Origin of the sequence: Bacillus sp. FSL W8-1143, assembly GCF_037965155.1 — a bacterium.
Taxonomy (GTDB): domain Bacteria; phylum Bacillota; class Bacilli; order Bacillales; family Bacillaceae; genus Bacillus; species Bacillus pumilus.
This window is the reverse complement of record NZ_CP150182.1, coordinates 3,585,599-3,608,715: the sequence shown is the minus strand read 5'-3', so window position 1 is coordinate 3,608,715 and position 23,117 is coordinate 3,585,599. Positions and strand designations below refer to the sequence as shown.

At 41.9% G+C, this 23,117-nt stretch carries 20 protein-coding genes; 10 read left to right on the top strand and 10 right to left on the bottom strand.

The features are described 5' to 3' along the window. Positions 1–23: 23 nt before the first annotated feature. From NSQ36_RS18500 to NSQ36_RS18480, 5 genes are all read right to left on the bottom strand, one after another. Positions 24–1,232, bottom strand: a complete 1,209-nt coding sequence (locus tag NSQ36_RS18500) for a glycosyl hydrolase 53 family protein (protein WP_137054148.1) — start codon at positions 1,230–1,232, stop codon at positions 24–26. Positions 1,233–1,243: 11 nt separating this feature from the next. Next, positions 1,244–2,086 carry an ABC transporter permease subunit gene (locus tag NSQ36_RS18495; protein ID WP_003215217.1) on the bottom strand — a complete coding sequence of 281 codons (843 nt, stop codon included), beginning with the start codon at positions 2,084–2,086 and terminating at the stop codon, positions 1,244–1,246. A 1-nt stretch (position 2,087) separates the two neighbouring features. After that, positions 2,088–3,326, bottom strand: coding sequence for a sugar ABC transporter permease (locus tag NSQ36_RS18490; protein WP_080984766.1), 1,239 nt, complete (start codon positions 3,324–3,326; stop codon positions 2,088–2,090). 138 nt (positions 3,327–3,464) lie between these two features. Next, positions 3,465–4,730: an extracellular solute-binding protein gene (locus NSQ36_RS18485; RefSeq protein WP_310026377.1), complete on the bottom strand. Its 1,266-nt coding sequence runs from the start codon at positions 4,728–4,730 to the stop codon at positions 3,465–3,467. A gap of 172 nt (positions 4,731–4,902) precedes the next feature. After that, positions 4,903–5,898, bottom strand: a complete 996-nt coding sequence (locus NSQ36_RS18480) for a LacI family DNA-binding transcriptional regulator (RefSeq protein WP_309216102.1) — start codon at positions 5,896–5,898, stop codon at positions 4,903–4,905. Positions 5,899–6,070: 172 nt separating this feature from the next. Here NSQ36_RS18480 and NSQ36_RS18475 point away from each other — a divergent pair, with 172 nt between their 5' ends. After that, positions 6,071–6,970 carry a LysR family transcriptional regulator gene (locus tag NSQ36_RS18475; RefSeq protein ID WP_003214942.1) on the top strand — a complete coding sequence of 300 codons (900 nt, stop codon included), beginning with the start codon at positions 6,071–6,073 and terminating at the stop codon, positions 6,968–6,970. 222 nt (positions 6,971–7,192) lie between these two features. Here NSQ36_RS18475 and NSQ36_RS18470 read toward each other — a convergent pair whose 3' ends face one another. The 3 genes from NSQ36_RS18470 to NSQ36_RS18460 all read right to left on the bottom strand — a co-directional run bounded on the left by NSQ36_RS18470 (position 7,193) and on the right by NSQ36_RS18460 (position 10,859). After that, positions 7,193–8,869, bottom strand: a complete 1,677-nt coding sequence (locus tag NSQ36_RS18470; protein WP_212045741.1) for a hypothetical protein — start codon at positions 8,867–8,869, stop codon at positions 7,193–7,195. 118 nt (positions 8,870–8,987) lie between these two features. Further along, positions 8,988–9,362: a hypothetical protein gene (locus NSQ36_RS18465; RefSeq protein ID WP_339206378.1), complete on the bottom strand. Its 375-nt coding sequence runs from the start codon at positions 9,360–9,362 to the stop codon at positions 8,988–8,990. Positions 9,363–9,374: 12 nt separating this feature from the next. Beyond that, positions 9,375–10,859, bottom strand: coding sequence for a lipase (locus NSQ36_RS18460; protein ID WP_339206376.1), 1,485 nt, complete (start codon positions 10,857–10,859; stop codon positions 9,375–9,377). Positions 10,860–10,967: 108 nt separating this feature from the next. Here NSQ36_RS18460 and NSQ36_RS18455 point away from each other — a divergent pair, with 108 nt between their 5' ends. The 8 genes from NSQ36_RS18455 (at position 10,968) to NSQ36_RS18420 (ending at position 18,830) form a co-directional block, all read left to right on the top strand. After that, a complete protein-coding gene (locus tag NSQ36_RS18455) occupies positions 10,968–11,468 on the top strand; it encodes a DUF1433 domain-containing protein (RefSeq protein WP_212045738.1) in 501 nt (166 codons plus the stop codon). Positions 11,469–11,552: 84 nt separating this feature from the next. Beyond that, entirely contained in the window at positions 11,553–12,032 is a 480-nt protein-coding gene (locus NSQ36_RS18450; RefSeq protein ID WP_212045737.1) for a DUF1433 domain-containing protein, read from the top strand. A gap of 63 nt (positions 12,033–12,095) precedes the next feature. Next, positions 12,096–12,578 carry a DUF1433 domain-containing protein gene (locus NSQ36_RS18445; protein ID WP_212045736.1) on the top strand — a complete coding sequence of 161 codons (483 nt, stop codon included), beginning with the start codon at positions 12,096–12,098 and terminating at the stop codon, positions 12,576–12,578. Between the two features lie 97 nt (positions 12,579–12,675). Then, positions 12,676–13,611 (top strand): nucleoside hydrolase, encoded by a 936-nt coding sequence (locus NSQ36_RS18440; protein WP_339206374.1) that lies wholly within the window; start codon positions 12,676–12,678, stop codon positions 13,609–13,611. Between the two features lie 92 nt (positions 13,612–13,703). Continuing rightward, positions 13,704–14,561 (top strand): MurR/RpiR family transcriptional regulator, encoded by an 858-nt coding sequence (locus NSQ36_RS18435; protein WP_061410056.1) that lies wholly within the window; start codon positions 13,704–13,706, stop codon positions 14,559–14,561. 184 nt (positions 14,562–14,745) lie between these two features. Next, positions 14,746–16,290: a gluconokinase gene (gene gntK, locus NSQ36_RS18430; RefSeq protein ID WP_339206372.1), complete on the top strand. Its 1,545-nt coding sequence runs from the start codon at positions 14,746–14,748 to the stop codon at positions 16,288–16,290. Between the two features lie 24 nt (positions 16,291–16,314). Continuing rightward, complete coding sequence (locus NSQ36_RS18425) at positions 16,315–17,643, top strand: GntP family permease (RefSeq protein ID WP_339206370.1); 1,329 nt, start codon at positions 16,315–16,317, stop codon at positions 17,641–17,643. A gap of 80 nt (positions 17,644–17,723) precedes the next feature. Beyond that, positions 17,724–18,830: a DNA alkylation repair protein gene (locus NSQ36_RS18420; protein ID WP_339206367.1), complete on the top strand. Its 1,107-nt coding sequence runs from the start codon at positions 17,724–17,726 to the stop codon at positions 18,828–18,830. A gap of 31 nt (positions 18,831–18,861) precedes the next feature. Here NSQ36_RS18420 and NSQ36_RS18415 read toward each other — a convergent pair whose 3' ends face one another. Next, positions 18,862–20,199, bottom strand: coding sequence for an amino acid permease (locus tag NSQ36_RS18415; protein ID WP_003215349.1), 1,338 nt, complete (start codon positions 20,197–20,199; stop codon positions 18,862–18,864). Between the two features lie 319 nt (positions 20,200–20,518). Between NSQ36_RS18415 and NSQ36_RS18410 the strand changes: the two genes are divergently transcribed. Next, positions 20,519–22,033 (top strand): PAS domain-containing protein, encoded by a 1,515-nt coding sequence (locus NSQ36_RS18410; RefSeq protein WP_137054160.1) that lies wholly within the window; start codon positions 20,519–20,521, stop codon positions 22,031–22,033. 42 nt (positions 22,034–22,075) lie between these two features. Here NSQ36_RS18410 and NSQ36_RS18405 read toward each other — a convergent pair whose 3' ends face one another. Beyond that, a complete protein-coding gene (locus NSQ36_RS18405; protein WP_226804475.1) occupies positions 22,076–23,059 on the bottom strand; it encodes a Gfo/Idh/MocA family oxidoreductase in 984 nt (327 codons plus the stop codon). Positions 23,060–23,117 lie beyond the last annotated feature (58 nt).

Here is a 23,117-nt window from a genome sequence, read left to right as displayed (position 1 = left end):
TTTGTCACGTCCTATCCTTTTAATTACGGTGTCATTTGTTTAAATACGTCTAGAGAAGGCAGTGCTTTTCCGTTGAAATCAAACATCGCTTGATTTTCCCAAGCATTTCCGGCCGTACCGGTTGTTTGGATATAAGCCAGCCCATATTGACTTGACCACGGGGCGCCTTTCGCTGGGATCCAAAGCGGCTCCCAATAAAAGAACCCTTTCCCGCGATTGTTTTTCACTTGTGAAATTTTTTCTGATAGATCTCGTATAAAAGATGCCTGGCCTTGAGGTGAAGCTGGGTAGCCAGCAGTATTGACTGAATCTTGGTTAAATGAGTTTTCTAGGTTGTCGCCATTTGCTGTTGTAAAACCGTAGGCGGTTTCTACCACGATGACGTCTTTGTTATAGCGGACGCTAATATCATTCATATTGTTAGTAAGACCGCTAAATCCGCCGTCCCAATACGGGTAATAAGATAGACCGATCGTATCGAATGAGACGCCTCGTTTGTTGATTTCATCAAACCACCAGCGGGAGGCGCCATTGTCCCCACCATGGGCAAGGTGAAGCATAATTTTGATATTTGAATCGACAGAGCGGACTGCATTTGTGCCAGCCTTTAGCAAAGCGGCGAGCCGGTCAAATTCACCGCCGCCTTCACCCCAGCTTTTGCCGTTCGGCCACAGCATGCCTGAGTTCAATTCGTTTCCGACCTGTACCATGTTCGGCAGTGCATTTTGGGCTCTCATCGCTTTGAGTACATCCCCTGTGTAAGTGCCAACCGCTTTTACTAAATCGTTTTGTGAAAGAGATGCCCATGCTTTCGGTTTGAACTGTTTACCAGGATCAGTCCAGAAATCACTGTAGTGAAAATCAAGCAGCACTTTCATATTTTGTGCTTTTGCGCGTTTCGATAAAGCGATGGCTGTATTGAGATCATTTGTCCCGCCATTATAGGCACGGCCTTGATTGTCGTATGGGTGGTTCCACAGTCTAATACGCACATAGTTGACGCCTTTTTCCTTTAATAGCTTGAGCGGGTCCACCTGTTTTCCATTTTGGTCGAAGTATCTGCCGCCGCTTCTCTCCACTTCCGCAAGCATGGAGATATCGGCTCCTTTAATGAAATCACCTTGCAGTCCATTGATCGGCTGAACGGAAATTGCATCCGCTTTTGCTTCAGGTAAAATCCCTAATCCCATCAAAAAGAAAACGACAACCGTGACGAGCATCCATTTCTTCATCAAATCTCCCCTTATCCTTTTGTCCCGCCTTGTGTGAGGCCGGACACAAATTGTTTTTGTAACACAAGAAACAATAAAGCGACTGGAATCGCAATGAGTAAAGCCCCGGCTGCAAAGGTCGTGTAGCTGGCCCCCATTTTGTCTGACACAAGATTGTACAGACCGATCGGGAGTGTATACATTTCGGGTGAGCGGACAATGACACTGGAGATGATGAAATCACCCAGTGGTCCTGTAAATGAGTTGATGGCGACAACCGCCAAAATAGGTTTAGCAAGCGGCATAATAATTTGGATGAAAATTCGAAAATGCCCTGCGCCGTCCATTCTGGCTGATTCATCAAGATCCTTCGGAATCGCATCAAGATAGCCTTTCATTAAATACGTATTCATCGGAATTTGTCCGCCTGCATAAATCAAAATCAGTGCAAGATGGCTGTTAATCAGCCCAAGCATTTGAGCCAAAACGAAAATCGCAATCAGCGCTGAAAATTGAGGAATCATTTGCAGCAGTAAAAAGAGCATCAGCCCATTTTTCCGTCCTTTGAAACGGAATCTAGAAAAGGCATAGCCTGTAAAGCTCACAAGAATCAGCGTTAACAACATTGTGGCAATACTGATCTTCATGGAGTTCCAATACCATTTTGCATAAAGTGCTCCCGGGCCAAAGAAGAGCTCGGTAAAGTGACTGAACGTTGGATTCTTCGGAAACATACTTGTGCTCATAAGGCTGTTTCCAGGATTAAAGGAAGCACCGATCGTCCAAAGCAGTGGATATAGAATACAAATGGAGGCAATGAAAAGGATAAAATAAGTAATGCTCAGGCGAATGAGCTTGTTTTGTTTTGATCCCATATCACATCATGTCCTCCTCTTTGAATGAATTCGTTCTCTTAAACTGCCAGAGTGCAATGGCGATGACAAAGATTGAAAGTAAAATCGTGACAGCCGCAGCGAGTGCATATTGAGAGGACTGCATCGTGAGTTTATAAATCCAAGACACCAAGATGTCCGTTCCCCCAGCGGTTGACCCCGCAACAGGCGGTCCCCCGCCATTAAATAAGTAGATGATATTAAAGTTGTTAAAATTAAACGTATATTGTGTGATGAGGATGGGTGCAATGGAATAGAGAACAAGCGGTAACGTGATGGACCGGAATTTCTGAAAAAAATTGGCTCCATCAATGGTCGCAGCCTCATATAAATCCTCGGGAATCGCCTGCAAAACGCCTGTTGTCATAATGAAAACGAAAGGAAATCCAAGCCAAGTCTGCATCGCAATGAGGGCAATTTTGCTCCAAAATGGATCTGTTAGCCATGGTTTTGGATCAATCCCTATCGATGCAAAAAGTGTATTGTTAATGGCCCCAAATGTATCATTGAACAGTCCAGCAAACACCAAAATGGTCACAAAGCCCGGAACAGCCCAAGGGAGAATCAAAATGGTTCTAAAAAACCGTTTTCCCTTTAAATCCTTCTGATTGAGCAGAACCGCTAAAAAGATGCCGAGGGCACATTGAAGGGTCGACGCGGCCAAAGTCCATACGACGGTCCAGCCAAGTACATCAATGAAGGTGTCTCTCCAAATATCAATGGAAAAGATATTTTGAAAGTTCTTGATTCCTACCCAGTCGATCAGATTGGCAGGAGGCGAGTGATATAAATCATAGTTCGTAAAGGCAAGCGCAAAGCTGAACATAATAGGAAAGACAACAGAAAATAGAAGTAAAAAGAAAGCAGGAGTGCTCATTAAGTAAGGAAAGCCTTGATCGATGAGCTGATGATATTGAGCACGGATGGAATGAAGTGGTACCCCTTGATCCCGTTTCTTTCCATTCATAAAAGCATCACGCATCATGAGTACATAAAAGCCGATACCAAAACCAGCTGTTAACAGCGCAATAATCCCCTTTGCTAAAAGAAAAACAGAGTTGTCACGAGGCAGCATTGTCCCAAGTGTGAACAGTCCCCAGAAGCCAATATTGAATAAATCATAAAATACAATCAAAAAAGCGGCGCCGAACAGGAAAAAGAGTGCCCCTTTGCCGTACTGTTTGTTATATATCTGCCCCATCCCGGGTATAAAGGAGAACATTAGCGCCCGTCTCCGGTGTGTCTTTGATTCCACTATGTGTGTGCGGTCTAGTTCAAGGTTACCCGTCACGTCTAACACCTACTTCATATAAAATTAGATCAACTACGGGCAGTTTGATAGACTACCCGCATTTGATGGTTATTTGGAGTGATTTGCTTTAATTTGAGAGTCGATTTGATTGACCGCATCATCAAGTGCCTTTTTCACATCTGTACGACCAGTTGCAATCAGTCCTAATGCACTATCAATCGGCTTCCACACCTCTTCCATTTCAGGATTGTTCGGTGTCAGTGTGGCGTATTTCGTTTGTTTAGAAACAGCATCCGCATTTGCGTTTTCCGTAATGGTTGGATCTTTCATCAGTTTTTTCACTGGTGGAATTTCCTCTGTTAATTCAAAGCGCTTCTTTGAATTTTTTTCGTTCGTGATAAATTCAACAAATTTCTCAGCAAGTTCTTTATTTTTAGAATAAGAGGAGACGTTGTAGCTTTTTACACCTAAGAATGAGCTCATATGTTTTCCGTTAGGGAGTGTTGGCAGCTCGGCTACACCATAGTCAATACCCGCCTCTTTATATGGACCAAATGACCAAGGACCAGAAATGACGGCTGCTGCTTTTTTCTCTGTAAATAAGGAGTTGAGGACATTGATTCCTTGTTCACCAATGATGCCTTTCGGGAAAAGTCCTTCGCTAAAGAATTTTTGAATGTATTCTCCGCCTTGGATGGCGCCATCGTTGTTCAAACCAATGTCATTAACATCATAAGAGCCGCCGCTTTTCTGCTTGAAAATATAGCCCCCAGACCCGCCTAAAACACTTTGTGCATAGTAAATTTCATCCCATTTCGCAACAAAACCGTACTTTCCGTCTTTTGTCAGCTTTTTCGAAAGATCATACCAGCCATCAAGTGTCGTTGGTGCCTTTTTGACAAGATCTTTGTTATAAAAAAGGACAGTGGTTTCAACGGATTTTGGCAGACCATACAGTTTGCCATCTACCGTTTGTGATTGAATCGATTCGTCTGTGAAGGAGTCGATCACTTTTTGATCTGGTTTGATTTCTTGTAATAGCCCCTCAGTGACAGCTGATCCAATTTGATTGTGAGGCATCGTGATGACGTCTGGACCTGTCCCAGCTGCTCCATCTAGACGGAGAGCTTCGATTTGGTCGGCATAAGCTTTTTCGACCACTTTGATTTTCACATCATGTTGTTTTTCGAATTCTTTTACAGCGTCTTGAATCCCCTCAGTTTTTTTGACATCCTCCCACACTAGTAAGGTCTTTGTACCTGTAGATGCTGGCTGTGTTCCGCTTGAATTGTCATCTCCCGGTCCGCAAGCTGAAAGCAGAAGTACAGCAGTCCCAACGACTGCTGATAATGTCGCCCATTTTCCCTTTTTCATTGGTAATCCCCTCTCGTTCTTTTTTCACAGATGATAAGAAAACGCTTTCTTAATGTGAGAATATCAACTTGAGTAAAAAAAGTAAACATATTTTATTAAATTTATTAAGTAAAATTTTTTACTGGTGTAGAGAGAAAAGAAGCCCTCCACATTGGATGGGGCTTCCGGTTGTTTATATCGTACTTTTTCGAAAGACAGGTTCTGAGGCAATCAGCACAGTTTTCGGTAATGTTCTGCCGTCTACAAGTCTTTCTAACAGTAAATCAACTGCTGTTTCACAAAGTAAAGACGTGTGGATATGATACGTGGTGAGCGGTGGTGACACATATTGAGACACATGAATATCGTTGATACTAAAGACGCTCACGCGGTTCGGCAGAGAAAATCCGCGCTCGTTTAATGCTTGTAAGCAGCCGATGGCAAGAGGATCACTAGCGACACAAAAAGCGGAAGGCAGGTCATCACCAAGCTCATCAATCGCCTTCATCATCAGCGCATAACCTTCATCTACTGAGAAATGGTGACCGACATAGACAAATCGTTCATCAAGGACATTGTGAGCCATCATATATTCACGGAAAGTCGTTTCTCGAATATCTGGAATATGCATATTCGTATTCAGATCTAGGTCTGTGCCGCCAATGAATCCAATGGATGTGTGTTCTTTTTCAATAAAAGAATCGATGATCTTTTCAACAATTCGTTTCAGGTTTGGCTTTACAGAATCAATACGGTCTTCATCTGGTGAAGTATCAATAAAAACGATATGCTGGGTGATCTCATATAATTGGTCAAGCTCTGACGTTTTAAATCGGCCGATGGCAATGATCCCTTCTGTAGAAGGATCAATGGAGTGAAGCCCATCAGATGGATTGTAAGCGGTGACATTTAAACTCCGAGTATTCGTAAGTTCCTCGATGCCCAGACGGATGGATTTAAAATAAATATCTTCAAGCTCTTCCTTTTCGGTCATCCAATAGAGAAAGGCGATTTTTTTTAATGAATGTTTGAATGTTTTCTTTTGATAGGACAAAGCTTCAGCGGCGGCGTATACTTTCTCGCGTGTTTGATCCGTGACAGATAGGTTAGGATCTTGGTTCAGTACGCGAGATACAGTCGCAATGGATAATCCAGCTTTTTCAGCAATGTCCTTTATTTTAGCTGCCAAATCAGCACCTCCTATAGAAAATATCTCCTTATAGTATAGAGTCTTTAAAAAAATTAGTAAATATTTTTATTAAATTTTTTTCAGTTGAGCGCTTCTTTACGCACTGGGAAGGAATTAGTAAGATATATATATGAAAGGTTTTGGATTAAGATTTCTGATAGGAGAGGGACCGATGTATTACGATGCACTGAAGACATTTGTGACAGTTGTGGAAGAGAAAAACTTTACAAAGGCAGCCCAAAAGCTGCGGATTTCTCAACCAAGTGTCAGTCTTCATATTAAGAACTTGGAGCAGGAATTCCAGACCGTTCTGCTGAATCGTTCGCCAAAGCAATTAACTGTTACACCAACTGGGGATATGCTGTACCATCGATCAAAACAAATCATTCGTTTATATGAACAGGCGAAGCAGGATATTTATGAGCATCATCATCTGGCAAGAGGGAAGCTGACAATCGGGGCGAGTTTTACCATTGGAGAGTACGTGCTGCCGCAAATATTGGCAGAGTTTCATCAGCTCTATCCGCATGTGGACATTGAGGTGGTCATTGATAACACAGAGGCGATCGCCAGTCATGTCCGCTTATTCCATGTCGACATCGGTTTGATCGAAGGACAGACGAATGACAAAGAACTGACAGTAGAAACTTTTCTAGAAGACGAGCTCTATATCGTCGCGCCATTAGATCACCCCTTTGCTAAGAAAAAGGATGTCACGATTGATCAATTGCAAAACGAAACATGGATCACGAGAGAAGAGGGATCAGGTACCGGAGAATACTTACAGCACGTCCTGAAATCAAATGGACTGAAAGCACGGACATTTGTGACGTTTAGCAGCAATCAAGCGATTAAAGAGGCTGTGATTCATGGAATGGGGCTTTCTGTTTTATCTAAATATGTCCTCCAACGAGGCAGCATTGGCGGTGAATTGGCTGTCATTTCTGTGAGGGGAATGGATTTCAAACGTAAATTCTCCTATGTCGAGTCACCCATGACAGGGGGAAATAAAAATAAGGAATTGCTTGTTGAATTGTTAAGGAAAGAGAGAAAAGACGCTTCTCCTCAGTAGGAGAAGCATCTCAGCGTGTAGACAAACCCTCGCATTCGGTGTCAGGTCTTCGCTCCGGTGCTCACGAATGTCCAATTCGCTCCGCTCCGGTACTCGCCCTTCCTAGACTGCAAAGGTTTTCTATCACGCTGAAAAGAAGACAAAGGGCTAAAATCAAGATCATTTTAGCCCTTTGTCAATAATCTGAAAAGACGCTTCTCCTCAGTAGGAGAAGCATCTTTTTTATAACCCTTTAATGTTGATCTCATCAACTGGAAGGAAGATTTCACCCGTATCTGTGTATTTCATGGTGACCTGATCGCCTTCTTTTAAATAAATGACGAGAGGTTCTTTTTCAGATGACATGGTGTAGCTTTTTCCATCGTCTAGCAGGAAGGTAACGGTTGTATAATCACCGGTCTTTTCTTTGTAGACTCGTTTGACTTTCCCTGTCGTTTCTTTCTTTTCCTGCTTAGAGGAACTGTTAACGGTACCGCCGCCTTTTTGCAGAGCTGTCTTATAGGCTCTCAGTGCTTCGTTTGGTGTAGAAGCGTACGCAGCGATTTCAGGATTGGCTGCAGACACGATAAAGTAGTTTTGCAGGAATCCATTTGAATCGAGAACCGGCGTGAGCCAGCTGGCTTCTCCATAGAAATTATACAGAATTGGCATGCGGCCTTTCCATTTCTTCTCGATGAAACGTTTCTCGATAATTTGCAGAGCGCCTTGAGAATCCATGTAGGACGCTTCAAGATTTCCGGTATAATAAGTCGCTTTTCCTGTCCGGGCATTTGTCAGGGCATATCCAAGCATCGAATCAACGCCCTCTTTCGGACTTGTGAAATCTGTGAAGTAGTACATATCTCCTTTTGAATCAAACACTGGACTCACATTGGCTTCTGTTCCTTCATCTGAAGGCAGCTTCACATCTGATTTTCCAAACATACTGTTCCAGAAACCGTGAATATAGTTTCCGAAATAACTGTTTTGCAGACTGACCGCTTCTGGTGAAACAGCCCCATCAATAAAAGCAGGTACTTGATCTAGAGCATATTTCTTCGTTGCACCTGTTTTGGCATCAACAACGACCACACCGGAAGCTTTAAAGCCGTTACGGGCAGAGATAAAATCGCCATACGTGCGAATGTAATAAGGCTTTCCGTCATCATTGATTTCCAGCTGTGTGTCGCCGTAGAAAATCAAATCAGGGTATTGAAGGCGAATATGCCGCTCAATTTCTTTGTTGAAATAAGAGGAAGGTGTGTAAACCATCTCTGTTTTCACAAACTTTGGATTGGCAGATGAGTCGGTCGCACTTAATGTAAAGTAACCCGGCGTACTCCCTGAACGAATCCATTTAAAGAAATCCGAGAATTCCACTGGGGCGATGTACACATACTCACCGTTGACCTTCTGGATTTGCAGGCTGCCAAGCTCATAGTAGCTTGTGTTCGGAACCTGTCCGAACGATTTCTTCATTTTGTTCCGAGCAAATTGAGGCGGGACACTTGCAGGTGTTTCCGTCTCATCAAACGCTTTGATTTCGACTTTTTGATCCATTTTGGAGACATCAAATTTCTCATTCGCATTGAATAGAAAAGCTGTCGCCATATAAACGCCGAGCAGTAATAAAATAAGAAACAGCACGCCTTTGATCTTACGCTCCAATCCAACTGACAAAAAGGCGCCTGCTGCTGTCACAACAAGTCCAATCAACCAGAGGGATGAAGGGTTACGATCCAAATTGGTCATATAATAGAAAACAAAAATACCGACCATGAACAGCAAAGCAAGGCCTGCAATCCACATTAGCGGAACCTGCTGTTCTGTCCCTTTCTTTCTAACGATCAACTTGAGTGGTGTGAGCAAGAGGGTCAAGACAAGACCGATCACAACCGAAAACAACAAAATATATCCCACAAACAGATCTCCTTTCAAATCAATCACTCTTTTAGTATATACGAGTGAGACGAGGAAAAGATTCATCGGACGGAAGGTTCATCTAAATGCCAATCGAGTCGATGGCGGATTGAACATCTTATTTCAGTTTGTAAAACTTGAGTCTTTGCTCGATTTTCTCTGTTAAGGCGTCAATGGCTTGTCCTGACATATGCGTATGGATGCGCTTTTGATGTTTATACACTTTGTTCTGAAGTTCATCAATTAGATCTAAAATTTTTCCCGCTTCTTGGCGGTCTTCTGCAAATTCATGTTGAAGCTGATGCCGGATGGCTCTGATTAGCGCTGTTTTCTGCTCTTCTTTGATCTTTGCTTTCAAAGCAGCCAGCTCTGCTGGTGTCATGTCTTCAGTGCGAAAGTTTGTTTGAGAAAAGACGGAGCTTGATGTATGCGTATCTGTCATTCGTTGCAAGAAACGGTCTGCATCTGTTGGTTGTTTCTTTGAAAATTCCATTCCTCGTTCTCCTTAAGAAATGCCCATATTCTTTGCCAGGGCTGTATCTGCATCATGGTATTCTTTCCCTAGCTGGCTCATATCATCTGATATTGAGTCCAGCCACCTTTTTATATTCATCGCGCTATCAATCGCTGTATCATACTCTTTGACGGAATAGAACTCATTCTCAAGTCCCTCTGTTTTTAAGTGGCGAATTACAGCATCCACATCTGATGCCGTCAGCTGGTCATAGGAACCAAAGCCAACAATCTGTTTGTATCTCGAGCGTACCCGTTCCACAGATTGATCCACTTTGTCATCGAGTTTCTCGATTTTGCGAATGATTTGCTGTATATGGTGCTCGGCATATGTCGAGAATTTACGACCTGTGTTCATGAGAACATGCGACTTGATTAAAATTGCCACCACACTTTGCGGGTGAACATTCGACTGACTCAATTGATGTAACATGGCGGCAGTGAGAGAAGGGTTTTTTTTCAACATATCATCAATGGTTTCAACGGAGCCATCTGATGAAAAGGCATACCGATCTAAGCCATGGCTGCCGGCGAGGGCTTCAAGGAATAAATTCGCATCCAGTGAAGGATTCACACTCATTGCCCGATTGAGGAGATCTTTCATGAATTGGACGGCTTTGGAGGAATCCTCGGAGTAATCGACGCCTTCAGGTAAAGCGGCATCATACATCACTTTCACACGACCGATTTCTGTCGTATGTCGATTTAAAAGAGAAAGCCCGTCATTGAGATTGATATATTCTGTTAATCTACTGCGGTAATCACCTTTTAATGCTTTGGCTTGGAGGCCATCCGATAGATTGGGGTAAATATTCGGATTCTCAAAGGTGACCCCGCCTTTAATAAAATCATTTTTAACAAGAACATAGGACGCATTCGATCCGCCAAGTGAATGCCCTGTCACATACATCTTGGCATTTGGCATTTTCTTATGTATTTCTTTCGCATAACGATCCGCTTGAACCATTTGATTCTCTGCGCCATTTTCAAAGGGAATATTTTTAATCAGATACTTTGTATCCGAAACCATCCAATCTTGAACAATTTCATTTGTATAGGCGGTTGTGCCTGTTGTCAACTTAGTCGTCACTTCCTGTGAACCCTTCGACCGACTAAAAGGAGGCAGCTTCGTCAAAATGGTAGAAAGAAGATCATCTGACTCTTTTTTTCCATGTTTTTTAATGGTATCTTTATATTGGCCAGCGCCAATCGGTTCTGACCCGCGGTAGGCGATGACTGCGTTTTTGATTTTGGTGAGGTCTTTTCCTCCATCGGAGCGATCAAAATCTTCTTCGGAAACGATAGTTAGTGCATTAAGACCTTTAGTTGTTTCTTTATAATCAATAACATACATGGTCTTGTTTTTACTAATGTCTATTTCACTAGAAATTCTATAGTAATCTATTTTATAAGCTGCATTGGAAATAAGATTATAGTCTTTAGCAGAAAGTTCGTTTTGGGCTACGGTTTTAGACAAAATTGTCACTCCTGTAATATTTATCTTATATATTATATGATATTGTATGATAGATATCTATAAAAAGAGGATTAAAATCCTCTAGATTAACAAAGGTGGATTTATCTAATGAAAAACACAATCAAAGTTGTGATTATATTATTTACTATCGTTATTATTCTAATAGTTTCTCTTATTATCCAACAAGATAAGAAAGATAAATCGAATGATTCAGGAGGGGAAACTGTTGTGAAAGAGAAAAGTGATCAAGAAAAAGCAGAAGAGTTCGCAGAGAAAATGAAACCAAAAATAGAAGAAAGATTACATAAAAAAGATATCCATCATTTTATAGAAAAAATAACATTCAAAAAAAAGGTATCCATTAGTCCAATGGGATATGTAACAGTTGATGGTTATATAAATGATGATCCTGAAAAATTTTATTTCTCAGCATCCTTAATGCATAAATCTAACGAAATTGGTTCTATGAGCTTTTCCCCAGAGTTGTCATATCGTTTTAAAGACTGGAATAAATATAAAGATGAGCCTGAGATAAAAGAAAACTACCTTAATAGACTCTCTGAAAAAGAACGGGAGCAATATCTAAAGGACATTGGAGAAAAAGAGTAAAGCAGGTACTCACCTACCTGTTTTTATTTGTGTCAATTTCATTGGTAGATTGATTAAAGGTTCATAAAGGAGTTTTTATTTTTTATGAGAAATACAATGAAATTTTCTATATTAATTGTGGTCGTCATCATCTCAGTAACTGCTTTCATTGTAGAGTACATTAATCAGAGTTTGTCGGATGATGTAGTGGAAGAGAAGAGCGATGAAGAAAAAGCAGAAGAACTCGCAGAGAAGATGAAGCCTAAGATAGAAGAGCATTTACATAAAAGAGACATTCATCACTTTATTAAAACCATAACGTTTGAAAAAGACGTGACCATCAATCCTATGGGGGATATTATAATCGATGGCTATATAAATAATGAACCGGAGAAGTACGGATTTTCAGCTTCTTTACAATATAGAGCTAAAAAAATAGGTTCAATGAGTTATGATCCTGAGTTGTCATATCGTTTTAAAGATTGGGATAAATTTAAGGATGAACCAGAATTAAAGGAAAACTATCTTAAACGACTCTCTGAAAAGGAACGAGAACAGTATCTTAAGGATATTGGAGAAAAATAATAAAACAGGTAATCACCTACCTGTTTTTTATTTTTCATTATTAAGAAGGAGGCAACGGTAGACATGAAAAACACAATAAAACTTGTATCTGTTTTGGTCGTTATCATCATTGTCTCAGTGACTTCGTTAATCACTCAGCACAATAAGCAAAGTAAATCAAATGATGTGGTAAAAGAAAAGAGCGATCAAGAAAAAGCAGAAGAGCTCGCAGAAAAAATGAAGCCTAAAATAGAAGAATTTTTACGCAAAGAAGACATCCATCAATTTATTAAGACCATAACGTTTAAGAAGAGGGTGACTATTAATCCAATGGGCTACATCGTAATTAGAGGATATATAAATGGTGAGCCAGAAAAGTACGAGTTCTCCGCTTCATTAAAGTATAGAACAAAAGAAATCGGTTCGATGAGTCATTCCCCCGATTTATCAGACCGCTTTGAGAACTGGGATGACTTTGAACCTCAAGTAAAAGAAGATTTTCTAAATAGTCTTTCTAAAAAAGAACGCGAACAATATCTGAAAGACATTGGAGAAAAAGAGAAATAACAAGTCGACAAAGCCGATTGATTCCCTAAATCAATTTCAAAAATAATATGCTATCATTCCCCTAACAACACTTTCAAATAAGGGAGAGATTTCAACCATGGCAAATAAAAAGAAATTGATCTTGGACGTAGACACTGGAATAGATGATGCCATCGGGATATTGCTGGCAGTGAAAAGTAATCGGTTTGATATGTTGGGGATTACAACGGTGTGTGGGAATGTGTCTGTCGATGCGGCTACATTGAATACGTGTAAAGTGCTTGAGCTGGTTGAGGCAGATGATATTCCTGTCATCAAAGGTGCAGCAACGCCTCTTTTAAGAGCGCCCCATTATGAACATCGGGTGCACGGAGAGGATGGGATTGGCGGTGCTTTAAAGGATGCTCAGCCTATGAAAAAAGCAGATGCTGGTTTTGCGCCTGATTTTATCATCGACCGGGTGATGCAGTATTCGAAGCAGGTTACGCTTGTGTTGACAGGACCTTTAACGAATTTAGCCCTTGCAGTGAAAAAATGTCCTGAGCTGATTCATCACGTGAAAGAAGTCATTTTTATGGGTGGTGTCGTTGAAGGACAGGGGAATGTCACGCCGGTTGCGGAATTTAATACATATGCAGACCCAGAAGCGGCAAAGTTAGTGCTGAATGCAGGGTTCCCTACATTAACTCAAGTGGGATTAGATGTCACGAGACAGGTCTTGCTTACGGATGAAAGAATCGATGCGATTCAGAATGAAACAGTAGCCCATTATATTAGAGAGAGCACAAGCATTTACCGTCAGCGCTATTTTGAGCGGAATGGTGTATGGGCGTGTGCCATGCATGATCCGCTTGCTGTCAGTCTTGCCATTGACAAGCAGCTCGTGAGCACACAGGCCTTTCATGTGGATGTCGAGACGAAGAGTGAGTTTTGTGATGGACAGATGATCTGTGATTTTCAGCATCAATGGGAGAAAGAGCGCAACGTTCAAGTGTGTACGGATGTAAATGCTGACGCTTTCTTTGATTTATTGATCAAAACAATGAACGCTTAAAAAAGAAGTCTGTGCAAACAGGCTTCTTTTTTATAAGATGGGAACATGAGGAAATGTATGCGTTCACATGAATAAGGGAGGAGTGAAGTCAATTGGCTTCTGTTAGTTTAAGTAGTATTGAAAAAATACGAGCAGCAAGCAGAGGGTTGCCGCCAAAGCTGAAAGCAATTGCAGAGCATATTACGAGTGAGCCCCGCGACATCATCCATTTGTCTATCGTGGAACTTGCGAAAAAGACCGCAAGCTCAGAGGCAACGATTTTTCGTCTTTGTAAAAGGCTTGGATTTGAGGGCTTTCAAGATTTGAAGATTGCTATTGCCCAGGAAATAGACCAAACAAAGCCTAATTATGTAGATGAAGAAATGAGTCTTGATGATGATATGGCTGTTTTTATGCAAAAGGTTTTTCAGACGAATATATCTGCATTAAAGGATAGCTTTCAATTATTGAATCCAGGGGATGTAGAAAAGGCTATCCAAATCATTCATGAAGCAAAACGCTTAGAGTTTTATGGGAGTGGTGGGTCTGGCCTCATTGCGACTGACGCTTTTCATAAATTTATGAGGACAGGCATCAACTGTATTGTTCACACAGATTCTCACTTTCAAGCGATGTCTGCTGGTCTTCTTGACCGGCACAGTACAGTGATCGGTATTTCTCATTCTGGACGTAATAAAGATTTGCTTGATGCGATGAAAACTGCAAAGGAAAAAGGAGCCAAAACCATTGGCATTACAAGCTATCAGCGCTCTCCATTGAGCCAGCTTGCAGATGTCACGTTGTATACAGCAACGCAAGAAACGGCTTTTCGAACAGAAGCAATGTCCGCAAGACTTGCTCAGCTGACGGTCATTGACGTTCTATATTTTGCACTTGCTCATTTAAGGCAGCAGGAAACAATAACGAATTTAAAACAAATGCGAGAAACCATTTCACAAAAAAGGGTGTAATGATTCCAAAAATAAATTTTTCTGATAATGAAAAATGCTGATGTGGTAACGATTGTGAGCTTTTTATTGAAAATAATTTTCTTTTCGGTCGTTGAATGTCGAAAAAATTATTTTTATAATGGGATTTAGCAGGCATTCAAAAACTACATATGTGACTTCAAATCAATGATTGGGCGTGATACAGATGAAGGGGAACCAGGCGGTAATTGGTTTGGATATAGGAACAACAAGTACAAAGGCGGTTCTGTTTGGACCTCAGGGGAAGGTATTATCGAAGCATTCAGTTCCTTACGAGCTCATTCAGCCCCAGCCAGCATGGGTTGAGCAGGACCCTGAGAAGATATTAGAAGCCGTCATTGCGAGTGTAAGAGGTGCATTGACGGAAGCAGCATTTGATGAAGAAAATCTTATAGGCATCGGGATCAGTACAGCGATGCATTCCTTAATTGTGATGGATCAGGATGGAAAGACGCTAACGAACAGTATCATTTGGGCAGATAACAGAAGTGCAGAACAAGCGAAACGAATTAAATCAGATATGGATGGCTTCCACATTTATAAAAGGACAGGTACTCCGATTCATCCAATGTCACCGCTTTCAAAAATACGTTGGATGAAAGAAATGGCACCACATGTCTTTAAGAAGGCAGCAAAATTTATTTCGATCAAAGAATATATTCTTTATCATTTTTTCGGTCAGTATGTCGTCGATTATTCAATCGCTTCAGCAACGGGACTGTTCCAATTGGAAACGCTTCGATGGGATGAGAAGGCGCTTCGTATTGCTGGAATTGAAGCCTGTCAACTATCTGAACTTGTCCCAACGACATATCAACTGAAAGGACTTCAGCCAGAGATTGCACTGCGCATGGGCATTAAAGAAGATACACCATTTGTCATTGGTGCGAATGATGGCGTTCTAGCGAATTTAGGTGTGGGCGCGATTGGCAAAGGAGAGGTGGCTGTTACGATTGGGACAAGCGGTGCTGTCCGTACGGTTGTAGACAAACCAATTACAGATGAGCAATCAAGAACGTTCTGCTATGCCCTGACAGATAAGCATTGGGTTGTAGGAGGACCGACCAATAATGGCGGGATCATGCTGAGATGGCTGAAGGATGAATTCGGGTCATCAGAGGTGGAGGTAGCAAAGCGTCTAGGTGTGGACCCTTACGATCTGATGATGGACATCGCGGAAAAGGTTCCAGCTGGTTCTGAGGGTCTGCTGTTTCTGCCATTTTTATCAGGTGAGCGGGCACCTTATTGGAATCCAAATGCGAGAGGCACCTTCTTTGGAATCGGTCTTCAGCATAAGCGGGAGCATTTTATTAGAGCTGTGTTAGAAGGCGTCATTATGAGTGTTTTCTCGATCGGTGTTGCCTTAAGAGATTTAACCGGTTCAGCAAAGGATGTCAGAGCTTCGGGCGGATTTGCACGATCTCCGCTGTGGCGGCAAATTTTAGCGGATACGATGGGTAGAGAAGTGCTTGTTCCAGAAAGCTACGAGGCGTCAGCACTGGGGGCTGCTGTCCTTGCACTTTATAGTTTAGGTCATATGGAAGAGATAGAAGAGGTTCAAGAGTGGATTCGAATCTCTGCTCGTCATGAACCTAATATGAAAAACAATGAAACTTACATAGAGTTGTTTTATTTATATGAGCGCCTCTACGACAAACTGAAGGATGAATTTGATGTCATTAGTGCGCTGCAATTAAAACAAAATCGTTAAACATCAGGGAAAAGGTGGGAGAACATGCTTTTATTCATTGTGATTGCGGCGATTGTCCTTTTACTCATTCTCATTACAGTCGCTAAGTTGAATCCGTTTGTGAGCTTAATTATTACTTCGATGCTAGTAGGCTTTGCGACGGGGATGGATTTGCAGGAAATCATTCAATCGATTAAAACGGGATTAGGCAATACGTTATCATTGCTGGCTATTGTTCTAGCGCTTGGTACCATGCTTGGGAAAATGATGGCTGAATCAGGGGGAGCAGAGCGAATAGCGCAAACTCTAATCGGGCAGTTTGGGACGAAAAATGTGCATTGGGCAATGATGTTTGTTGCTTTTATCGTGGGGATACCTGTCTTTTTCCAGGTCGGTTTCGTTCTTCTCATTCCTTTACTTTTTACAATTGCCATTGAAACAGGCATCTCGCTTGTGACCATTGGGATCTCGTTAATCGCTGGCCTGTCTGTCGTGCATGGGCTAGTCCCGCCTCATCCAGCGGCAATGGCAGCCGTTGGCATCTATCATGCCAACGTGGGGAAAACCATTTTCTTCTCTATTATTGTGGGATTGCCGACAGCGATTATTGCTGGACCGCTATATGGTAAGTGGATTGGAAAACGTATACATAAACCCGTTCCGGAGATGCTGAGAAAGCAATTCACTGAACGCAATGAAGATCGAAGGCTCCCCGGCTTTGTGAATACGATGTTTACCATATTGGTGCCGGTGATTCTGATGCTTCTTGCCACATTGGCGGACATTATCTTACCAGAGGACAATATGTGGTTTCAGGTATTCAAGTACATCGGAGATCCGATAACAGCATTGCTGATTGCAACGGTTTATTCTTTCTTCAGTCTTGGCTTTATGCAAGGAATGAGCCGTGACCGGGTGCTTTCCTTTAGCAATGAGTGCTTAGGTCCGATCGCTTCCATTTTGCTTGTTATTGGAGCAGGCGGAGCTTTCAACAATGTGCTCATTGATTCGGGTGTTGGTGATTATATTGCAGATTTAGCCAAACACTCGCCGATTTCACCGATTTTGCTTAGCTGGCTGATTGCTGCAGTGATTCGTGTGGCAACAGGATCTGCGACGGTATCCATGATGACGGCAGCAGGTATTGTAGCACCAATTGCTGCAACTATGCCGGATGTGAGCAGGGAGCTGCTTGTGTTAGCAACAGGAGCGGGTTCGTTAATTTTATCTCACGTCAATGATTCTGGTTTTTGGCTGATCAAGGAGTATTTTGGTATGACCATTAAAGAGACGTTTTTGACATGGACGGCTATGGAGACGATCATTTCCGTTAGTGCCATTGCATTTATTATGATCATTAATATGTTTATATAGCGAACAACAGCCTAGTTCTTTGGAATTGGGCTGTTTTTAATACCACTTTCTTCAGATTGGGGTAAAATAATGATATTGAAATGTGGGAGGTGGACACGATCGAACCATTAAAACATGTGTACAATGAATTATTTATCCAAGAATTAGCGGAGAAACTTACGCAGGCTTCAACTGTATTTGATGCTGAGCCATTCCAGCGGCTCGTATTTCAAGAGGATTGGCAGCAGCTTGAGTTAAAAGGACGGATGAGACGAGTCACTGAATCGATGCATGCCTGTCTACCAGAGGATTATGAGCAGGCAATTGAGGTACTGCGTCAGGCAGCCCCGCATTTTTCAGGACTTAGTGCGCTTGTATTTCCAGACTACGTCGAGACGTACGGCCTTGCACACTGGGACCTCTCGATCAAGGCGCTCGAATTCTTCACACCCTTTTCCACTTCTGAATTTGCCGTTCGGCCATTTCTGATTCAAGATCAGGACAAAATGCTGGCGCAAATGCTCGTATGGTCTCAGGATCAAGATGAGCATTTGCGGAGGCTGGCTAGTGAAGGCTGCAGACCGCGTCTGCCATGGGGCTTATCTGTCCCTTCGCTTAAAAAGAATCCTTCGGTCACGCTGCCCATTTTGGAAAACTTGAAGGCAGACCCGTCGCGGTATGTGCAAAAAAGTGTAGCGAATCATTTAAATGATATTTCTGCAATTCAGCCAGATATGATGAAACAGACGGTTCAAAGCTGGTATGGAACCAACAAACATACGAACTGGATTGTCAAACATGCATCTCGTACCTTACTCAAAAAAGGAGATCCAGATATTATGGCGTTATTTGGCTATGGGGACGATCCATCCGTTCAGGTAACGGATTTGAAGATCATACAAAATCCTATTCGGATCGGTGAGAAAATGACATTTCATTTTACCCTACAAGCCGATAAGCCGCTAAAGCTGCGTGTAGAGTATGCCATAGACTACGTCAAAGCTCGGGGGACCCGCAATCAAAAGGTATTTAAAATCACAGAGTTTGAAACAGACGCAACGTTACATAGAGAATTCGTCAGGTCACAGTCTTTTCAAAATATGACGACAAGAAAACACTATGAAGGAACCCATACATTAACAATCATCATCAACGGCATCCCGAAAGCGTCAGTTGATTTTGAAGTGACAGAAGACAGCAGCTCATGAAAAAACCCGCCTCATTGGCGGGTTTTAGCGTTTAAGCCTTCTTTTTCATTAAGAATGAAGCGATGATGGCTGCGACTAAGAAACCGATGCTGATAATCGAGCTAGGCAAGTTTTCTTGTCTGAATAGAAACATCACAAAACTCACACTTAGTACAAGACCTGCAAATAAAGTCAAATACGGAAACAGCCACACCTTAAAATAAGGCTCCTGTGGATATTTTGGGCGAAGTTTCAGATGTGCCATGCAAATGCTAATCCAAATGAGTGAAACAGCAAAACCAGGAATGGCTAGCATATAACTGAAAATTTGCTCTGGGTATAAGTAAGCAAAGAATGTCCCGATGAGAAGAAACAGAACGGTCACCCATAAACTCAAAATGGGTACGCCTCTTTTATTGACCTGTGCCAGTTTTTTCGGACCGCCATCTGATTTAGAGAGAGAATGCATCATTCTCGTCGTGCCATAAATGCCAGAATTGGCCGCCGATAGAACGGCTGTAATCAATACGAAATTAATGAAGTGAGAGGCGCCTTGCATACCGGCTGCTGAAAAGACTTGAACAAATGGGCTGTTATTTGGATCAATTTGATTCCAAGGAATGAGTCCACAGATGATCAAAATCGGCAAAGTGTAAAATAAGATAATACGCCACATCATACTTTTAACAACACCAGGCAAGACCTTTTCGGCATCCTTTGTTTCTGTAATAGTCAGCCCGATCAATTCAGAGCCCCCGTAAGAGAAAATAACAACTAATAAAGAGGCAAAGATCGCACCCCATCCGTTCGGGACGAAGTTTTGATAGTTGGTGAGTGCAGATGTGCTTTGTTCGTTCGGAATGATCCCAAATAATAGGGCTGCACCAAGAATAATAAACACAATAATAACGAAAATCTTCATTCCAGCGAACCAAAACTCAATTTCACCAAAGTATTTTACATTATTTAAGTTAATTCCAATGACTAAGAGTGAGCAGAGTAAACATAGTGCCCATAGCGGCACGTTCGGTAACCAGTATTGAAGCAGGCTGCCTGCCGCAATAATCTCGATGACACACACAGTGAGCCACATGAAACAGTAAACCCAGCCGACGACAAATGAAAAACGTTGACCAAGCGCAATCTGTATCAGGTCGCGAAGGTTATTTCCTGGATAGACAATCGCCATTTCAGCTAAGGCTGCCATCACGATGAGCAATAATAATCCGGCAAATACATAGGAAAAGATGACCCCAGGACCTGCTAAACCGATTGTATCGGCACTTCCTTTAAAGATTCCTGTACCAATGACCCCGCCCAATGCAATCATGCGAATGTGACGCGGTGATAAAAGCTTTTTTAATTCTTGTTGTTCCTGATTCGCGCTCATGACGTTCTCCTTTTTTAAAAATGCTTATGTTCCATTTTCTTTTTTCGGGACGTCAGTGTCAATATAAAAAAAGAGATTTTTCAGACAAAAAAGTCGGTTGATTCTATCAAATGAGCCGTTTTCTTCCATAAGTCCTTTCTATGACCCATCCCCAAAATCTGAAACTTCGTGAAAAAATGAACATTTGCCTTCATTCTGACATAAACAATTTTCAGTTTTTGTCGATATATCAACTGTATTACTAAAGTCCTAATAAAGAATTGTTTATAACTGTAAAATATTTCAAAAAAGCATGAAGAAATGAAAGGAGTTATGAAAGATGTTTATGAGAAAAGCAAATGATTCATCGTCGGGAACCCTTTTAAATGAGAGCAGTCGATTAGTAGAACGAATTGAGAAGGGAGACCTTTCAGCAAGAATAGATACTGCTGCATTCTCTTCAAGTCAAACGATTGAAGCAGTAGCCCAAATAAATGAAGCTTTGCAAAAGATGCAGGAAGTTAATGAAGATATTCAAATGCGTATGAATTTAGTGACAAAAGCCATTCAAGTTGGTTTATGGGATATGGTCGTGATCGCTGGAGATCCGGTCAATCCAAAAAATGAATTCACATGGACGGATGATTTCCGCAAAATGATCGGCTTTCAAAACGAGCACGATTTTCCGAACGTTTTAGACAGCTGGGCATCTCGAATTCATCCGGATGAACAAGAATATACCTTAAATGCATTCTCTTCGCATTTATCGGATCATTCGGGACGTACACCATATGATATCGAATATCGCTTGAAGTTGAAAAACGGAGATTATCGCTGGTTCAAAGCAACTGGCACGACCATTCGTGATCGAAATGGTGTCCCTCTTCGTGTGGCGGGAGCTCTTTTTGATATTCATGATCAGAAATTGAAAGAAGAAGAACTGCAAGCATTCGTGACGAGATATGATTTGATCAACCGTGCGCTTGTGGAAGCTCCTTGGGACATGGTCGTAGAGGCCGGCGATCCAGTCAATCCATACAATGAGTTCTGGTGGTCCCCGCAGTTCAGAAAAACGCTTGGTTTTACGGACGAAAAGGATTTCCCGAACGTATTAAGCAGCTGGAGCGACCGCCTGCATCCTGAGGATCAAGAAAAAGCTCTCCAAGCCTTTGCAGATCATTTAAATGATCACTCTGGACGCACACCATTTGATATTGATTACAGATTGCAGAGTAAAAATGGCGAGTATCGCTGGTATCATGCTGGTGGTGAAACCATTCGGGATGAAAAAGGTGTACCTCTTCGTGTGGCAGGAACCATTCGAGACATCACGTTAGAAAAAAACAAAGAGAAAACAGCCGATGAAATGGCTTCACAAGTAGAACAGCTTTCAAGTTCAATCAGCGAAATGGTATCAGGCATTAGCTCTGTGACAAATCAAGCGCAGGAGCTGGCTGTCGCTCAAGAGCAGTCAACGTCTGCCGCACACTTAGCAAAAAATAGTGCAGATGAGACGAAAAATATTTCTGACTTGATTAAAGAAGTAGCGAACCAAACGAACCTGCTTGGTCTAAATGCTGCGATTGAAGCGGCCAGAGCTGGTGAGCAGGGACGAGGATTCTCGGTCGTTGCAGATGAAGTGCGTAAGCTGGCGCTTCATAGTGCCAATGCAACGGAGAATATCGAATCTAGTTTGACGGAAATGAAAACGCAAATTGATGAAATTCTTGAAAATATCTCGAATATGACAGCTCTTACGCAAACACAGGCTGCTTTAACAGAGCAAGTAAATGCTGCAGTCGATGAAGTGAATCACATGTCTCAGCGTCTTGTGGCGTATTCAAAGAGTATTTAATTGTCAGAAACCGCCCTCTCGTGTAGAAGGCGGTTTTTATCATTAAAATTGATCTGCTGGGAAAACAATACCTGCATCATTTCTTGCAGCATCAAGGACTTTCATCACAGAAAGACTCTCATCAAGCCATGCATAGCACTGTTCATGATTATTTGTTTCAATGATGTGCTGAAAAGCCTCTGCTTCATAAAACAGGCGGTTTGAATTTGTTTGTGCATTAAGTGAGATCACCTGGTCATTCACATGAAGCAGCACTTCCTCACAGCCATTCGCCCCATTTTTCACATGAATGAAGCCCTTTTCTCCTTGAATCAATGCAAAATTCATGCTGCTTGTATCCTTACTGCCGACACTTGTCGCAATGAAATCATTGTAGGTGAAAGTCAAAACACCAGATGTATCGATGCCATTGGGATGACGGTTTGCCTGGTAGCGGATCTGTTCCGGTGATCCGAAGAGATTCATGATGAAATGGACATTATAGATATTAATATCCATCAACGCTCCTCCTGAGAATTCAGGGTTAAAGACATTTGGCGTTTCGCCGGCTAGCAGCTGATTGTATTTGCTTGAATATTGACTATAGTTGCATTGAACCAGTTTGATTTTACCTAATTGATGAAGGTGTTTTTTGATTAAATGATAGTTTGGCATATGAACGGTCGTAATGGCTTCAAATAGGAGAAGCTGCTTTTCCTTTGCGAGTGCGATTAAGGCTTCCAGCTCTTTGACATTAGAGGTGAAAGGCTTTTCGCAAATCACATGTTTTCCGTTTCTTAATGCAGCCGTGGCATGCTCGCTATGTAATCGATTCGGTGATGCAATATAAACAGCGTCAATGTTTGGATCTTCTAGCATAGCCATTAAATCCGTATAAGTCGTTTTTACACCAAATTGGTCTGCGAGCTTCTTTGCCGTTGCTTCCTTTCTTGAATAGACGGCATGACAAGAAGCGCCATGAAGCTGTTCAATCGCTTGCAAGAAGCTTTCCACAATCACACCTGTTCCAATGGTTGCAATGTTCATTCTATTCAAAACCCCTTCCACTCGTTTGATATCAAGTAAAGCTGTCTCTAGTATAACT